General features: G+C 70.6%; 15 protein-coding genes. 10 read left to right on the plus strand and 5 right to left on the minus strand.

Features of this window, described 5'->3' with window-relative positions:
• The 6 genes from ICN82_RS04950 to ICN82_RS04975 all read left to right on the plus strand — a co-directional run.
• A partial coding sequence (locus tag ICN82_RS04950; RefSeq protein WP_407943746.1) for a hypothetical protein occupies positions 1-754 on the plus strand: 754 nt, incomplete at its 5' end.
• A 208-nt stretch (positions 755-962) separates the two neighbouring features.
• Positions 963-1673 carry a hypothetical protein gene (locus ICN82_RS04955; RefSeq protein WP_193180317.1) on the plus strand — a complete coding sequence of 237 codons (711 nt, stop codon included), beginning with the start codon at positions 963-965 and terminating at the stop codon, positions 1671-1673.
• On the plus strand, positions 1670-2944 hold the full coding sequence (locus ICN82_RS04960) for a TolC family protein (RefSeq protein ID WP_193180320.1): 1275 nt from the start codon (positions 1670-1672) through the stop codon (positions 2942-2944). The genes ICN82_RS04955 and ICN82_RS04960 overlap by 4 nt, the downstream gene beginning before the upstream one ends.
• Positions 2945-2975: 31 nt before the next feature.
• Positions 2976-5114 (plus strand): type I secretion system permease/ATPase, encoded by a 2139-nt coding sequence (locus tag ICN82_RS04965; protein WP_193180322.1) that lies wholly within the window; start codon positions 2976-2978, stop codon positions 5112-5114.
• A gap of 1 nt (position 5115) precedes the next feature.
• Complete coding sequence (locus ICN82_RS04970) at positions 5116-6288, plus strand: HlyD family efflux transporter periplasmic adaptor subunit (RefSeq protein WP_193180323.1); 1173 nt, start codon at positions 5116-5118, stop codon at positions 6286-6288.
• A 23-nt stretch (positions 6289-6311) separates the two neighbouring features.
• Entirely contained in the window at positions 6312-7625 is a 1314-nt protein-coding gene (locus ICN82_RS04975; RefSeq protein WP_226898293.1) for a BamA/TamA family outer membrane protein, read from the plus strand.
• 9 nt (positions 7626-7634) lie between these two features.
• On the opposite strand, the gene ICN82_RS04980 is transcribed toward ICN82_RS04975, so the two are convergent.
• The 4 genes from ICN82_RS04980 to ICN82_RS04995 are packed head-to-tail and all read right to left on the minus strand — an operon-like array spanning position 7635 to position 11614.
• Entirely contained in the window at positions 7635-8369 is a 735-nt protein-coding gene (locus ICN82_RS04980; protein ID WP_193180325.1) for an SDR family NAD(P)-dependent oxidoreductase, read from the minus strand.
• Positions 8362-9519: an SAM-dependent methyltransferase gene (locus tag ICN82_RS04985; RefSeq protein ID WP_193180327.1), complete on the minus strand. Its 1158-nt coding sequence runs from the start codon at positions 9517-9519 to the stop codon at positions 8362-8364. The genes ICN82_RS04980 and ICN82_RS04985 overlap by 8 nt, the downstream gene beginning before the upstream one ends.
• Positions 9520-9530: 11 nt before the next feature.
• The gene (locus tag ICN82_RS04990) at positions 9531-10307 is read right to left on the minus strand and encodes a DUF1365 domain-containing protein (RefSeq protein ID WP_193180329.1); all 777 of its coding nucleotides are present in this window, start codon (positions 10305-10307) and stop codon (positions 9531-9533) included.
• The gene (locus ICN82_RS04995; protein WP_330998963.1) at positions 10304-11614 is read right to left on the minus strand and encodes an NAD(P)/FAD-dependent oxidoreductase; all 1311 of its coding nucleotides are present in this window, start codon (positions 11612-11614) and stop codon (positions 10304-10306) included. Before ICN82_RS04995 ends, ICN82_RS04990 begins: the two co-directional genes overlap by 4 nt.
• A 95-nt stretch (positions 11615-11709) precedes the next feature.
• On the opposite strand from ICN82_RS04995, the gene ICN82_RS05000 reads away from it, so the two are divergent.
• The 4 genes from ICN82_RS05000 to ICN82_RS05015 all read left to right on the plus strand — a co-directional run bounded on the left by ICN82_RS05000 (position 11710) and on the right by ICN82_RS05015 (position 14891).
• Positions 11710-12261, plus strand: a complete 552-nt coding sequence (locus ICN82_RS05000; protein WP_193180331.1) for a sigma-70 family RNA polymerase sigma factor — start codon at positions 11710-11712, stop codon at positions 12259-12261.
• Positions 12258-12950, plus strand: coding sequence for an anti-sigma factor (locus ICN82_RS05005; protein WP_193180333.1), 693 nt, complete (start codon positions 12258-12260; stop codon positions 12948-12950). Before ICN82_RS05000 ends, ICN82_RS05005 begins: the two co-directional genes overlap by 4 nt.
• Before the next feature lie 91 nt (positions 12951-13041).
• Positions 13042-14268, plus strand: a complete 1227-nt coding sequence (locus tag ICN82_RS05010) for a glutathionylspermidine synthase family protein (protein ID WP_193180335.1) — start codon at positions 13042-13044, stop codon at positions 14266-14268.
• Positions 14269-14279: 11 nt separating this feature from the next.
• The gene (locus ICN82_RS05015) at positions 14280-14891 is read left to right on the plus strand and encodes a DUF1190 domain-containing protein (RefSeq protein ID WP_226898294.1); all 612 of its coding nucleotides are present in this window, start codon (positions 14280-14282) and stop codon (positions 14889-14891) included.
• 19 nt (positions 14892-14910) lie between these two features.
• On the opposite strand, the gene ICN82_RS05020 is transcribed toward ICN82_RS05015, so the two are convergent.
• Positions 14911-15915, minus strand: coding sequence for an AraC family transcriptional regulator (locus ICN82_RS05020; protein WP_193180337.1), 1005 nt, complete (start codon positions 15913-15915; stop codon positions 14911-14913).
• Between the last annotated feature and the right edge of the window lie 516 nt (positions 15916-16431).

Raw genomic sequence — 16431 nt, forward strand, 5'->3', positions numbered from 1 at the left:
CGTGACGGAGGGGCTTGCCGAGCTGGCCGGGACGGCGGATCGGCTGCTCGGCGCGGAAGGCCCGCTTGCCGGGATCGCCGCGCATCTCGAAGGGCAGGATGCGCCGGCCGGGATGGTCGCGGCGGTCGATCTCGGTGAGGTGCCGGGCACTCTTTCCGGGGCGAAGGAATGGGAGACGGGCGGCGAGCGCGCAGAGGTCCTCTCCGCGCTGGCCGCAGACGCGGCGGCGCCACTGTCGGCCCCTGCCGAACCCGACGCGCCGGAGGCGTCCGCCCCGGCCGAGGCGGATGACGGCTTTCTCTCGGGGTTTCTGGCGGAAGGCGCCGCGGCCCCGGACAACGTTCTGGAGGGATTGCTGGGCGAGGCCGACCCGTTCGGACTGGACCCCGCGCCGCAGGAGGGAACCGGGTCTGGCGCCGGGTCGCTCTTCGCGGATCTGCTGGATGGCGGCGGGCTGAGCGGCGCGCTGGTCGAGGCGGAGCTGGTTGACGGAACCGGCGCGATGACCGCCGCGCCGGACCCCGAAACCGATGCGCTGCTCAACCAGATCCTGGATGGCGGAACGGGCGATGCGATCGGCACCGGGGACGCGTTCGATGCGCTTCTGGCGGATCCGCTGCCGGACGAGGCCGGAGGCGGCATCTTCGCCGCGACAGGGGATGGACCGGACGCGGCCAACCTCCTCGACCGGAGCCTGCCGGACGCGCCCGGCTTGCTGGATGACCTGGATGATCCGGCCGTCGACGAGACCTGATGCGGCCCTTGGCATGGCGGCTGCGGCCTCCCTTCCCCCGGACACATTTAAACATTCGGTAATTGAACCATTGACTTCAATTGCTTGTTATCTATCATTTTGAGACGGAGGAGTTCCCGAAAGCAGCTTGCAGTCGCGGAGGACGACGGCCCATCGGGCCGGGCGTGCGGGCGGGGTCTGCCTCCATCGGAGGAGGAGGACTGTCGCGATGCCCGTCGCGGTGCTTGCCCGTGCAGGAGACGATCAGCCGCTGATGCGTCATGTGACGCCGCGACTGGTGATGGAACGGCCCGGTGATGTCATGCTGCCGCCGGACGGCCCGGCGATCCGCTCCGCAGACAAGCAGGGGGCCGACCTGGAGCTGACCTTCGACACCGGCGAGACGATGCAGATCGTGGATTTCTTCGTCATCGGCCCCGAGGGGGATTTCAGCACGCTGCAGGATGCGGAGGGAACGGCCCGCGTGACGGGGCTGATGGTGCCGGAACCCGAGATCCCGGGCGCGATCCGCCTGCCGGAGGCGCGCTCCGGAGGCGATGCCGATGATGCCATGCCGCCGCAAGAGGATATCTGGAGCGACCCCCGGATGCTGACGGGCGCGGGACTGGCGACCGGCATCGGCACGGGGCTCTTCGAGTTCGGCCCGCCCGAAACCGGCGAGGGGGAAGGCGGCCGGGAGGACGGCCGCGACGGCGCGCAGGAGGCGCTGGCGCGGGATGTCGAGGCGCTGACCCGCGCGCAGTCTGCGCCGCTCGTTCCGGCAGAGGACAGCGCCGAGGATCCCGCCATGGCACCGGCCGGACCGCGCGCCCCGGCGCAGGCGCCGCAGGGCGGGGCCCCCGCGCCCCCGCCCGAGCTTGCCCTGATGATGACCGAGACGCCCGACCTCGTCTCCCCCGAGGCGGAAGACCAGCCATGACCCGTTCCCTCTCTGCCCCGCGCCGCCGCCTCCCCGCAGTTCTGGGACTGCTGGCGCTCTGTGCCGCGATGGCGGCCGGGCCGGCCGCGGCGCAGATGAGCCTGCGCGAGGCGGTGGGACGCGCGGTGGAACGCGATCCCGGCGTCACCGCCGATCGCCAGCGCGTCGCGCAGCGCAGCGTCGAGATCGAGGCCGCGCGCGACGGCTATTACCCCAGCCTCAGCCTGGCGGGCGATACCAACACGACCGATGTCAACGGCCCCAACGTGACGCTGACCCTGTCGCAGATCCTCTTCGACTGGGGCGCGATCCGCAGCCGGATCGACGCCGCCTCGCAGGAACGGGTCCGCGCCGTGTCGGATCTGAAGATGACGGTGGAGGATCTGACGCTGCTGGTGGCCGGGTTCTACCTGGATTTCGAGACCGCGGAGGCCAAGATCGCGCGCACCCGCGACTATACCGCCTTCGCCGAGCGGATCGCCGGGCATGCCGAGAACCGCGCCCGGGCCGGGGCGGGCGATGCGGGCGAAGTGGCCCGCGCAAGGCTGGAAATCGCGCGGGCCGGGAACCGGCTGGCCGAACTCGAGGCAGAGCGCCGGATGGCCCTTGCGCAGATCGACTATCTCGCGGGCGGCGCCCCGTCCTCGGTCGCGCCGCCGCCCGCGCTGGGATTCGCGGCCCGCTATGGCAACCCGGCAAAGCTGGCCTCGGCGGTGAAGCTGGCCCCGGATTACATCGCGGCCCGCGCGGAGGCCGACGGGGCCCGCGCCGGAGTGGAGACCGCCCGTGCCGCGCGCCTGCCCGCGATCCGGCTGCAGGCCCAGGGGCGGCAGGACCTGGACGGGGGGCGCAGCCGCGTCGCCATCGGGCTCAATGCGGGGGTCGACCTGGATGGCGGCAGCCTGGCGGGGCGCCGGATCCAGGCAGCGACGCTGGAATTGCAGGCGGCGCAGTCGGGGCTTGCGGCGGCCGAGCGCGACCTGACCAATGCCGCGCGCAACGCGCTGGACCGTCTGGCCGTGCTGCGCGGCAGCGAGACCTCCGGCGCGCGGCAGCTGGAGCAGGCCGAACAGGTTCTGGAGACCTATGAACAGCAATTCGTGGCCGGCCAGCGCGAGCTGATCGACCTGCTGACTACCGGCCGCGATCTCTATGATACCCGGATCGAGCTGATCGACACCCGGGCCGAAAGCAGACGCACCGAATACGAGGCGGCACGCGACCTCGGTGTGCTGGGCACCCTGATCGTGGCATCGGGACAGGCCCTGTAAGACGTGCCTGCGCGCAACGCGGGAGAGGCCGATGGAGACGGATGCAAGCGAGAGCGACCCGCTGGTTCTGGGGCTGATCGAGCTGTGCCGGGCCCATGGCGTCCCGGCCTCGGCCAGCCGCCTGACCGACGGGCTGCCGCGCGAGGCCGGCGCGCCCCTGCCGGCGGAGATGGCCTCCCCCGCGCTGAGGCGGGTCAACATGAGCTGCCGCATCACCCGCGCGCCGCTGGCGGATCTGCCGCGCGAGAGCCTGCCGGTGCTGCTGTTCCTGCGCGACGGCCGCACCGCGATCCTGGAGGAACTGTCCGGAACGCAGGCGCGGCTGATCCTGCCCGAGGCGGCGGGCGGACGGATCCGGCGCCCCCTGGCCGAGCTGGCCGAGGACCATGATGGCCGCGTGCTGGTCTCGAAACCGGTCGATATCGTCTCGGACCGGCTGGACGGGCCCGCGCCCGCGCGGCGCCACTGGATCCTCGGACCGGTGCTGGCGAACTGGCCGATCTATCGCGACGTGGTCGCGGCGTCGTTCATGGCCAATCTTCTGGCGGTGGCGACGGCGCTGTTCTCGATGCAGGTCTATGACCGCGTGGTGCCCAACAAGGCGTATGACACGCTGTGGATCCTGGCCAGCGGGGTGGGCATCGCCATCGTGCTGGAACTGGCGCTGCGGATCATGCGGGCGTCCCTGGTCGATGTTTCGGGGCGCGACCTGGACCTGCGCCTGTCGGCCCAGCTGTTCGAGCGCGTGGCCAACATGCGCCTGGCCCACCAGCCCGGCTCGACCGGCGCCTTTGCCAGCCAGGTCCGCGATTTCGGCACGGTGCGCGAATTCTTCACCTCGGGCACCGTCACGGCGATCTGCGACCTGCCCTTCGTGCTGATCTTCGTGGGCGTCATCTGGTTCATCGGCGGCCCCATCGCCCTGGTGGTCCTGGCGGGCGTGGTGCTGACGCTGCTGCCGGGGGTCGTGATGCAGGCGCGGCTGGCGCGCGCCTCGCGCGAGAATACCCGCGAGGCGGCGGCGCTGAACGGGCTGCTGCTGGAGACGATCTCCAACCTGGAGACGGTCAAGGCCGCCCGCGCCGAGGGGCGGCTCCAGCGCGCCCATGCCCAGCTCAGCGCCGCGATGGCGACAACCGCGGTCCGCACCCGCAACATCACCACGCTGATGACCCAGTCGGTCGCTTCGGTTCAGAAATTCGCCTATGCCGGGGTCGTGGTGACCGGGGTCTACCTGATCGGCGCGGGAGAGCTGACCGTCGGCAGCCTGATCGCCTGCACGCTGCTGTCCAGCCGGACGATGTCGCCGATGGGACAGGTCGCCGGCCTGCTGGCACGCTGGCAGCATGTGCGTGCCGCGATGGAGGGTCTGGACGGGATCATGGCGCTGCCGGTGGAACGGCCGCAGGACCGCCAGTATGTCCGTGCCGCCGAAATGCGGGGCGGCTACCGGCTGGAACATGTCACCTATCGGCACGACCCGCAGGCGCCGCCGGTGCTGTCCGTCACTGCGCTGTCCATCGCGCCCGCAGAGAGGGTCGCGCTGCTGGGCGGCAACGGGGCGGGCAAGTCGACGCTGCTGCGGCTGCTGGCGGGGCTGACCGATCCGGGATCGGGCAGCCTGCTGGTGGACGACCTGGCCCTGGGACAGATCGACCCGATCGACCGGCGCCGCCAGATCGGCTATCTGCCGCAGAGCGTCGCCCTGTTCCAGGGCACGCTGCGCGACAACCTTCTGCTGGATCACGGGCTGCATGACGATGCCGAGATCCTCGCCGCGCTGGATGCGGTGGGCCTGGGCCGCTATGTGCGCCGCCATGTGCGCGGGCTGGACCTGGCGATCCACGGCAACGGCAATGTCTCGGGCGGGCAGCGCCAGGCGATCGGTCTGGCGCGGCTGCTGCTGCAGGATCCGCGCATCGTGCTGCTGGACGAGCCGACCGCCGCCTTCGACCATATCACCGAGGCGCAGGTCATCGCCCATCTCAAGACCTGGCTGGAGGGGCGCACGGCGGTGATTTCCACGCATAAGCGCGAGTTGCTGGCGCTGACCGGGCGGGCGGTGGTGCTGAAGGACGGACAGGTCGTGCGGGATGGCGACTTGGCCCGGATCCTCAGCGATGCCCGGGCACGGACCGCCGAACAGCGCCCCGTCCATGTGGTGACCTGACATGTCGCTCGGCGAGGTCCTCGATACCGGCCATGTCGACGGCAGCTATCGCCGCCGGGCCCTGGGGCGCGCGCGCTGGACGATCCGGCTGATCTTCGCCACCGTCGCCATCGCGATCGGCTGGGCGGCGGTCGCGCAGATCGACGAGGTGACGCGCGGCGACGGGCGCGTCATCCCGGTCCGGCGCATGCAGACGATCCAGAGCCTGGAGGGCGGCATCCTGTCGGAGCTGATGGTGCAGGAGGGCGAGGTCGTCGCCGCAGGGCAGAGCCTGGCCCGGCTGGATCCGACGCGGTCGCGATCGGCCTTCCTGGCGGCGCAGGGCGAGATCGCGACCCTGACCGCCGAGGTGGCGCGGCTGGAGGCGGAGGTGCTGGAGCAGCCGGTGCTGGATTTCGGGGCGGATCCCAGCGCGACGGAGGCTACCGAGCTGCGCCTGTTCACCGCGCGGCGCACCAAGCTGGAGGCCTCCCTGGCGGCGCTGGAATCCGAGAAGGACGCCATCGCCCAGCAGATCGCCATCACCGCCCCCCTGGCCGAAGGCGGCTCGGTCAGCCGCATCGACGTGCTGGAACTGCGCCAGAAACTGGCCGCCCTGGACGGCAAGATCGGCGAGACGCGCAATGCCTATGTGCAGGACGCCTATCGCGACCTGGCCGAGCGCCGCGCCAGGCTGGCGACCCTGGAGCAGGAGCTGGTGCAGAAGCAGGACGAGTTCGAGCGAACCGAGATCCGCTCGCCCGTGGCGGGACGGGTCAACGATATCGACATCACCACGCTGGGCGGCGTCGTGCAGCCCGGCGAGCAGATCATGGAGATCACCCCCATCGACGACCAGCTGATGATCGAGACGCGGATCCTGCCGCGCGACGTGGCCTTCATCGCCCCCGAGATGCCCGCCAGCGTGAAGATCACCGCCTATGACTTCTCCACCTATGGCGACCTGCGCGGCACGGTGGTGCAGATTTCCGAGGACACAGTGGAGGAGGAAACCCCCCAGGGCCCGCAGGATTTCTACCAGGTCATGGTGCGCACCGAGGCAAGCTATCTGGAACGCTTCGGCCAGCAATACGCGATCCGTCCCGGCATGATCGCCCAGGTCGACATCGAAAGCGGCAAGCGCTCGGTGCTGAGCTACCTGACCCGGCCGCTGCTGCGCGCGCGGCTGCGCTGAACAAGACAGATGGTGTCCCCTCCTTGAAACTTCCCTTCCCGAACGCCCCGTCCGCGACCGCCGCCATGGCGCTGCTGCTGTCCGGCCTGCTATCCGCCCCGGCCGCGGCGCGGGTCTATGACCGCGTCGAGGTGCGCGGCGCCCAGTTCGTGCCCGAGCGCGATATCCGCCTGACCTGCGGGGCCGCGGCCGGGATCGACTATTTCGATGCGGAGCTGCGCGCCATCGAGGAATGCCTGATGTCCACCGGGGTTTTCGACGCCGTGCGGCTGTTCTCCGAGGCGGACACGCTGGTGATCGAGGTGGAGGAAACCGACCTGCGCCCGGGCCGGGTGGAGGGGTCCGTCATGTATGACAGCCAGGACGAGGTGACGCTGGGGTTCTCCTTCGAACGCTACAACCTGTTTCCCGGCACGTTCGGCGCCTTCCATGTCGATATCGCCCGGCAGGCGCGGCGGCTGGATGCCGGGCTGTATCGCAGCGACGCCTTCGGCGAGACCCTGGATGCCGGGCTGGACCTGGCGGGCTACCGCACGGAATACGACGATCTGGCCTATCACGGCGAGAGCCTGCGCGGCGCGCCCTTACTGGCCTGGACCCCCTCGGAGGATCTGCGCATCGAGGCCGGGGCGGGGTGGCGGCGCCACCGCATGAGCGGGGTGGAGACGGATGCCAGCGCGCTGCTGCGGCAGGAGGCGGGGACGGTCTCGGCGCCCTATCTGCGGCTGGGGCTGGATTACGCGCCGCGCGGCGATGCCGACGAGGCGGGGGACGACGGGCGCCCCGCGCCGGCCGTGGTGCTGGGCCTCGACCAGTACCTGTGGAACCTGGGCCATGACGCGGCCCTGTCGGAGACGCGGCTGCGGGCGGATGCGCAGATGGCCCTGGGCGGGGCGATGCGGCTCCTGGCGGGGCTGGGGGCCGGACGGGTCCAGGGTCTGACCGGCCGGGCCACCCGCGCCGTCGACCGGTTCCATCCCGGCGCCGACACGTTCCGCGGCTTCGCCCCGCGCGGGATCGGTCCGCGCGACCGGGGCGATGCGCTGGGGGCCAACAGCTATGTCATCGCCTCGCTGGAGCTGCAGCGCGAGATCGCCGAGATCCGCCGCCACGATCTGCGCGCGGGGGTGTTCACCGATATCGGCTCGGCCTGGGATCTCGACGACACGCTGGGCGGGCGGATCGACGATGCCGCGCATCTGCGCGCGACGCTGGGCCTGTCGCTGGCCATGGACCTGGACGGCACGCCCGCCTCGCTGTATCTCGCGCGGCCGGTGCTGGACGAGCCGGGCGATCGCGGCCAGGTCTTCGGGCTGAGCGTCAGCCTGGCCTTCTGAGCGCCGGGATCAGCGCAGCAGCCGCCGCGCCAGCCGCAGCGACAGCGCGTAGGGCATCGCCCGCAGCAGTTTCAGCGGCAGCGTCAGCCGGCGCGGGAAATGGATCTCGAAACCGCGCCGGTCCAGCCCCGCCGCGATGCGCGCCGCCGCCGCCTCGGGCGTCATCAGCCCCGGCATCTCGAAATCGTTCTTCTGCGTCAGGCGGGTATCGACGAAGCCCGGGCAGATCAGCCGGACATCCGCGCGCCCGTGCAGCTCCGTGCGCAGGGTCTCGGCCAGGTTGATCACCCCGGCCTTGGTCGCCGAATAGACCTGGCCCTGCGGCAGGCCCAGATAGCCCGCCACCGAGCCGGTCAGCGCCAGCTGCCCGCCCGGGCGCAGCAGGGGAACCGCGGTCTGCGCGAAGACCAGGCTGCCCGCCAGGTTGGTCGCCACGATCCGCGCCGCGCGCGCCGCGTCCAACTCCATCGCCCGGCCGGGATCGTAGAGCGCCGCCAGCGTCACCGCCCGGTCCAGCGGGCCTCCCGCGGCGATGCGTCCTGCGGCGTCGGCCATCGCGGCGGGATCCGCGGTATCGGCCGCGACCAGCTCGGCGCCGCCGATCTCCGCGGCCAGGCTCTCCAGCCGGTCGGACGAGCGCGCCGACAGCACCAGGCGCGCGCCGCGTCCCGCCCAGACCCGTGCCAGGGCCGCCCCGATCCCGTCGGAGGCGCCCATGATCCAGATGCGTTCGGCCTCAGGCATGGGCCAGCCGGTACTGGTAGACATCGCAGCGCCCGGTCTCGAAGGCGGCGAGGCAGGCGGCCAGGTAGAACCGCCAGACCCGGATGAACCCCTCGTCGAAGCCCTGCGCGCGGATGTCGGAGAGGCGCGTCTCGAAGGCGGTCAGCCAGTCCTTCAGCGTGCGCGCGTAATCGGGTCCGAAGGCAAAGCTGTCCTCGATCCGCATCCCGCCCTTCGCGGCCTCCTCGGCAAAGCGCGCGGGGCTGGGCAGCATGCCGCCGGGAAAGATGAAGCTGCGGATCATGTCGCCGCCCCTGCGGTAGCGCGCGAAATAGCGGTCGCCGACGGTGATCGTCTGGACCATCGCGCGGCCCTTGCGGGCCAGGACCTCGGAGAGCTTGCCGAAATAGACCGGCCAGAACCTCTCGCCCACCGCCTCGAACATCTCGATCGACACGACATGGTCATAGCGGCCCCTTTCGTCGCGATAGTCCTGAAGCGCGATCTCGGCGCCGCCGCCCAGCCGCGTGCGGGCGAAGGCGGCCTGTTCGCGCGACAGGGTCAGGCCCCTGGGGGCGAAATCGCCGCGTTCCAGCGCACGTTCGGCGAAGCCGCCCCAGCCGCAGCCGATCTCCAGCAACCGCCCCGAGCGCGCCTCCAGCCCGTCGAGGATGCGGTCGTACTTGCGGTGCTGGGCGGCCCTCAGGTCGTCGCCGGGACCGTAGAGCGCGGCGGAATAGGTCATCGTCTCGTCCAGCCACAGCCGGTAGAAGGCGTTGCCCAGGTCGTAATGCGCCGCGATGTTGCGCCGCGACCCGGCGCGGGTGTTGCGGTTCAGCAGGTAGAGCGCGCGCAGCGCCAGCGCCTGCAGCGGATGGCCGTAGATCAAACCCTCCAGCGCCTCCTCGTTGGCCAGCCCGAAACGCAGCAGTTCCGTCAGGTCGGGCGTGTCGACCCAGCCGTCGCGATAGGCCTCGGTCAGCCCGATATCCCCCCGGGCCGCCATCGCCGGGACGGCGCGCCAGTCGCGGATGGCGATCGCCGCCGCCGGGCCGGGCAGGGGGCCTGCGAAATCGCGGACCCGCCCGTCGGGCGCCGTCACCTGCAGGCTTCCGCAGCGGACCTTGTCGAGCAGCCTGAACAGCCGCGTCTCGATCTGTCTTTCCAGCATCACGATCCCTTCTATGATCGGTCTTCCGCGCCCGACAGCCTGCAGGGCAGCTGGGCGGGTTTGGAATGGAAGGGCAGGCCGCGCAGGTAGATCCGCGCCGCCTGCCAGTGGATCAGCGCCATGATCCGCTGCGCCTGCAGCGGATGGGCCATCGCGGCGCGGCGCAGCCGGGCGGCGCTCAGCGGGGCCGCCTGCCCGGTCAGGGAAGTGCCCAGCCGGATCTCGCCCGAGGGTCCGGTCCAGTCGATCCAGGCCCCGAACCGCCCCGGCCCGGCATCGAAGCGGAACACGTAATGGCCCGTGCGCGGCAGGAAGGGCGAGACATGGAACAGCTTTTCGCCGCGGATCCGGCAGGATGGGGTGACGGGGGCCAGGTCGGGATGGCGGATCAGGTAGAAATGATGTTCGCCGAAGGTATTGGACACCTCGGCCAGCACCGCGCGCAGATGGCCGCCCTGCCGCGCCAGCCAGAAACTGACCGGGTTGAACCCGTAGCCCGATGTGCGCGGCGTGGTGACAAGGGCGACCTCGGCCGCCTCCAGCCCCAAGGGCGCCAGCCGGGCGCGGATGAACCCCTGCAGATCCGTGCCGTCGCGCGCCCCGTGATCGCGCCTGCGGATCCGCCACAGGCCGGGACGGTCGGGGCGCAGCGGCAGCATGCCCGCCTCGAACGCCGCAAGGGGCAGCGCGAGATAGGCCGCGCGGTAGCGGAAGCTGCGGGCCGCATCGCCGGACCGCGCATGCCAGACCCGCCCGCCGATCAGCGCGCCCTGCCACAGGTCGCTCATGCCGGGATGCTTTCGCGCAGCGCCTCGCGGGGCAGGCGCGGCTCGTCGGGCCAGGGATCGGCGCTCAGCGGCCAGTCGACCCCCAGCGCCTGCGCCACCCGCAGCGCGGACAGCAGCCCGTCCTCGTGGAAGCCATAGCGCGTCCAGGCCCCGGCATGATAGACGCCGCCGCGCCCCTGGATGGCGCGCAGCCGCCATTGCGCGGCGATGGCGGCGGCGTCGAATTGCGGATGGGCCAGCATCGCCTCGTCATGGATTTGGCGCGGCTCGCGCTCGGGGTTGAGCGTGACGATCATGCTGCGCGGCGTCGCGAGCGGCTGCAGCCGGTTCATCCAGTAGCTCAGGCTCAGCGGGCGGTCATCGGCGGCGGCGGGCCGGTCGGTGACGTAGTTCCAGCTGGACCGGATGCGCCGCCGCCGCGGCAGGAAGCTTTCGTCGGAATGCAGCACCATGCGGTTGGGGGCCGTGCGCATCGTTCGCAATATGGCCGTCTCCTCCGCATCGGGCGCGTCCAGCAGTGCCAGGGTCTGCGGCGCATGGGTGGCGAAGATGACCCGGTCGAATCGCTCGCGCCCGCGCGGCGACAGGATCTCGATGCCCCGGGGCGTGCGCCCCACCCGGCGCACCGGGCAGTCCAGCCGCAGATCCGCGGGGGTGGCCGCCAGAAGCGCCCGCACATAGGCCGCCGCGCCGCCCCGCACCGTCAGCCATTGCGGCTGGCCATTGACCGAGAGAAGCCCGTGATTGTCGAAGAAGCGCAGGAAGGCGGCGGCGGGAAATTCCGCCATTCCCGCGGTCGGCGTCGACCAGATCGCCCCCGAGATCGGCAGCAGGAACCGGTCGCGGAATTCCGGACCCAGCCCCAGCTCGGCGATCAGCTCGCCGATGCTGCCGGAGGCCCCGGCATGACGCGGCGCCAGCCGGAAGAAGCGCAGGATGTCGCGGATCATCCGCCAGTGGGAAAGATCGGCCAGCCGCGCGGGCTGGGCCAGCATGTCCATGGGCCGAGTCGTGCCGTATTCCAGCGCTCCGCCGCCGAAACTGGCGGCGAAGCTCATGTCGCTGGGCGCCAGGTCCACGCCCAGATGCTCCAGCAGCGGCACGAACAGGGGATAGGTGCGGCGGTTGCAGACGATGAACCCGGTATCGACCGCGACACCCTCGACCGTGGCGGTGCGGGCATGGCCGCCGGGGCGGGGCTCGGCCTCGAAGATCGTCACCTCGTGATGCGGGGCCAGGAGCCAGGCGGCCCCCAGCCCGGAAATGCCGCTGCCGATGATGGCGATCTTCGCTCTTCCGGTTGTCACGTCGGCCCCGCTCTGCAATGGTCATTCCCGAAGCAGACGCCCCGGCCCTGCGGAAAGTTGCAGGCGGGGGCAAAAAAACGGCGGCGCACGGGCGGATGGCAGGTCAGGACAGCGAGCTTTCGGAACTGATCGCGCGGGTCGTGCTGCGCGACAGGCAGGCCTTTCTCGATCTGTACTCCGCCAGCGCGCCGAAACTTTTCGCGATCACGCTGCGTCTTCTGAAGGACCGCGCCGAGGCGGAGGATGTCCTGCAGGAGGTATTCGTGAAGATCTGGAACAATGCCGACCGCTACCTGCCCGACGTGGCAAGCCCCGCCGCCTGGCTGAACGCGGTGGCGCGCAATGCCGCGATCGACCGGCTGCGGGCGCGCAGGCCCGCGGCGCGCTCCGAGGGGCTGGATGCCGCGGAACGCCTTGCCGATCCCGGTCCGGGGCCCGAGGCGGAGGCGATCCTGCGTTCCGAGGGACGGCGGATCGAGACTTGCATGGAGGAGCTGCCGAGCGACCGGGCCGAGGCCGTGCGCCGCGCCTATGTCGAAGGCGAGAGCTATCTGGAACTGGCCGAACGCTATGCGGTGCCGCTGAACACCATGCGCAGCTGGCTGCGCCGCAGCCTGATCCAGCTGCGCGCCTGTCTGTCCGCATGACCGGCCCCGGCGATCCCCCCACCGACGAGGATGTCGCGCTGGCCGGCGAATACGTGCTGGGCGCGCTGGCGCTGGAAGACCGCCAGGCGGCGGCGCTGCGCATCGCCCGCGACCCGGGCTTCGCGCTGGAAGTGGCCCGCTGGGAGGCGCGGCTGGATCCGCTGGCCGAAGAGGTCCGCCCGGTGACCCCGCCCGCAAGGCTGCGGCGCCGGATCGAGGCAAGGGTCTTCGGCGCGCCGCGGCAGGCGCGGCCCTGGTCCTGGCTGGTCGGGGCAGGCGGGCTGGCCGCGGCGAGCCTGGCCGCGACCCTGTGGCTGGGCCAGCCGCAGCCGCCTGCGCCGGGGCAGGGCGGCGAAGGCCTGTGGATTTCCGACATGGTCTCGCCGGACGGCACGGTGCGCCTTGCCGCGCTCTATGACGCCGATAGCGGCGAGATGCGCGTCTCGGTCGGCGGGGCGGCCCCGGCGACGGGACGCGATTTCGAACTGTGGCTGATCCAGGGCGAGGCGGCGCCGATCTCGCTGGGGGTGATGCCGCATCAGGGGCAGGCGGCGATGCCGATCCCCGAGGATCTGCGCCCGCTGGTGGCGGAGGCGACGCTGGCGATCACCGACGAACCCGAGGGCGGATCGCCCGGCGGGGTGGCCACGGGACCGGTCGTCGCCGCCGCGCCGCTGCGCCGCATCTGAGCGCGGTGGCGCGCGGCGCTGCCGCAGGCCATGGCATTGCCCGCCGCGATCGCCTACATCCCGCACAGAACAGCGAAAGGGCCCCTGCGGCATGGAGAGGATCGATCTGGCGGAACGCCCCGGATGGCGCGACCTGGCGCGCGAGCAGGGGTTTTCCTTTTCCGAGATGCATGGCGAACCCTATTGGGACGAAAGCTCGGCCTACCGCTTCACGCTGGAGGAGATCGAGACCGGCATCGAGGACCCCGCGACCGAGCTGCACGGCATGTGCCGCGAGGCGGTGGCGAAGGTGCTGGACAGCGAGGAGCTGATGACGCGGCTGGGCATCGCGCCCGCGCGGATGGACCTTCTGCGCGACAGCTGGCAGCTGGGCCAGCCGGAGCTTTACGGCCGGATGGATTTCGCCCATGACGGGCAGGGTCCGGCGAAGCTGCTGGAATACAATGCCGACACCCCCACCTCGCTTTACGAAAGCGCGGCCTTCCAGTGGCAGTGGCTGGAGGACCAGGTTGCCGCGGGCGTGCTGCCCGAGGGGGCCGACCAGTTCAACGGCCTGCACGAGGCGCTGGTGGCGCGGTTCGGCGCGCTTTTCCCGCCGGGAACGAACCTGCATTTCACCGCCGCCACCGACAATGCCGAGGATTATGCCACCGTCGAGGCAATGGGCTATGCCGCGCGCGAGGCGGGGCTGGGGGCGCATTACGTCGATCTGGGCCAGGTCGGGGTCAGCGCGGAGGGCGGTTTCGTCGATGACGAGGACCGGCTGATGCGGGTGCTGTTCAAGCTCTACCCCTGGGAGGACCTGCTGCAGGACGAGTTCGCCGGGCATATCGCCGCCTCGGGCTGCCTGTTCCTGGAACCGCCCTGGAAGGCGATCCTGTCGAACAAGGGCATCCTGCCGGTCCTGTGGGAGATGTTCGAGGGCCATCCCAACCTGCTCCCGGCCTTCTTCGAGGCGGATGTCGCCGAGGCGCTGGCGGGACGCGGAGGCCCCGCGGCCGGGGCGGCGGCGCGGTTCGAGCGCGCCGAGACGGCGCTGCGCCGCGGCCATGTGAGCAAGCCCATCTTCTCGCGCGAAGGCGCGGGGGTCATCATCCGCGAGGCCGGCGAGATCGTCGAGGCGGCGGAAAACGGCGAATACGACGCGCATCCGCGCATCGTGCAGGCCTATCATCCGCTGCCGCAATTCGGCGGCGTCCGCCCGGTCCTGGGCGCCTGGATCGTCGGAGAGGCCTGTGTCGGGCTCGGCCTGCGCGAGGACCGGTCGCGCATCACCCAGGACCTCTCGCGGTTCAAGCCGCATTACATCGAGGATTGAGGAGCAGATCGATGAGCGCACAGACCAGCATGCCGCCGCGGCGGCGCAAGCGTTCGGCACGGGTGGCGGTGATGGTCCTCGGGGCCGGGGCCTTCGCGCTGGCGGGCTGCCGCGAGGAGCAGGTGGAGGCGCAGGCCTTTCCCGATCTGGCCGCCTGCGAGGCGGCGGCGGGCAGCGACCCGGCGCTGACCATCGAGGCCTGCCGGACAAGCTTCGAGGAAGCGCAGGCGCTGAATGTCGAGAGCGCCCCGCGCTATGACAGCCTGGAGGTCTGCGAGGAGCTGCACGGAGACGGCGCCTGCGGCAGCGAGGCCCAGGCCACGCAGGGCGGATCGGGCAGCATCTGGATGCCGCTGCTGGCGGGCTACCTGATCGGCAACATGATGGGCGGCCGGTCCGGATATGCCGGGGCGCAGCCGCTCTACCGCACCAATGACGGCAAGTTCACCAATGCCGCGGGCAGCAGCACCTTCTCCAGCAACCGCGGGGCGGCGCGGATGGATGCGTCGCAATTCGTCCGGCCCTCGCCGACGGTAAACAAGCCGCCGATGAGCCGCGCCTCGGCGCTGTCGCGCGGCGGGTTCGGGGCCACCGGGTCCAGCCGCGCCGCCTTCGGGGGGTGATCCCCCGGGGCCGGGACGCTCAGCCCCCGGCCAGGGCCCGCCGCAGCGTGACCGAGGGCGTCTCGCCGTAGACGCCGCGGTAGAATCCCGAGAACCGCCCGAGATGGTAGAAGCCGTGATCCATCGCGATGCGGGTCACGCTGGTCTCGGGGGCGGGGCTGACCAGCGCCTCGCGGGCGAAGGCCAGGCGGCGCCGCGCCAGATAGGCATGGGCGGACATGCCGGTGCGGCGCTTGACGATGGTCTCGATCGTGCGCAGTGCCAGCCCGGTCCCCTCGCACAGCTCCTGCAGCCCGATCGGGTCGTTGCGCGCCTCGTCGATCTGCCGCTCGATCCGGGCCATGGACAGCGTCTGCAGCCGCGTGGCCAGGTGATCGCTTTTCACGTCGCTGCCGGCAACCGTGTCGACGATGGCGGCGATCAGGCTGCGCCGCAGCACGGCCAGGTCGCGCATTTCCAGCGCGGGTTGCCGGATCACCCGGCCCAGCCTTCCGATCTCCAGGCGCAGCCGCTGCAGCCGCGGGGCCTCCACCGCCCGCAACCGGCCCGGCATCTGCAGAAGCCGGTCATGTTCCTCCCCTGTCAGCGCCGCGCTGGCGCGCCGCAGCAGGTCAGAGACCAGCACGATCGCCGCCAGTTCCGTCTCGCCATAGGTTCGCAGATGCGGCGTGTCGCCCGGCAGGCGCGTGACGACGGTGCATCCGCTCATCTCGCGGCCGTCAAGCACGGCGCGCGGCGCGGGATCCATCGGCAGCAGCAGGATGATGGAGCGCGCCGAGCCGGTGAATTCCGCCCGCATGCTGACCGGCGGCCCGGTGCGGATTCGCCGCGACACCAGCCCCGCGGAAAGCGCGCCCAGCTCCATGCTGGCGCGAAAGGGGGCATTGTCCATCGGCAGGATCCCGAATCGCCCGCCGGGAATCGCCGAGGAAAAGGCGCCCGGATCGGAGAATTCGAGGAAGGACGACCGCATGGCGGCTGGTGCGGCCGTCCCGGCAGGCGGCAGATCGTGTTGCGAAATCATGACTGGCGGAGCCCCCCTCTACCGGCACTTGTCCCTCTGACATTCAGCTTTTTCGGGAAAAATTAACACGCTCCCGTGATTCATAATAACGATATGTGAACCGCCTGCCGGGGGGCGGTGCGGATCAGGACCGGGCGATGCGGCCCGTCCGGCCAGCCGCGCACGAGGACAGGCCTTTCCGGCGGATTTCCGGAAGTGAATAAAATCGTCACGTCAATAATCATTTCGCGACATTAAGTTTTTTGTCGATTTTTTGCGTTTTCAGAAAATCATGCGCATTCTGGATAGTCTGGTTTCCGAACTCGTGGATTATTGGTTTCATCAAGGAGCGAACGAGGAAATGAACCTGAACTGAAATGCAAATGATACCGGTGGCGAAGATCATCGAATTGCTTTCAGCTGCAGCATTCATTTCCTGGAAAACGGAAGGACTGTTTTCGGAAAGAAAACCAAAATTATCCCGGATAAAACCGAAACGAAAGCTGTCATCTTTTCCAGGAGAAAGGAGCAGTCGGC

The organism is Mangrovicoccus algicola (assembly GCF_014903745.1).
In the GTDB taxonomy this organism is placed as follows: domain Bacteria; phylum Pseudomonadota; class Alphaproteobacteria; order Rhodobacterales; family Rhodobacteraceae; genus Mangrovicoccus; species Mangrovicoccus algicola.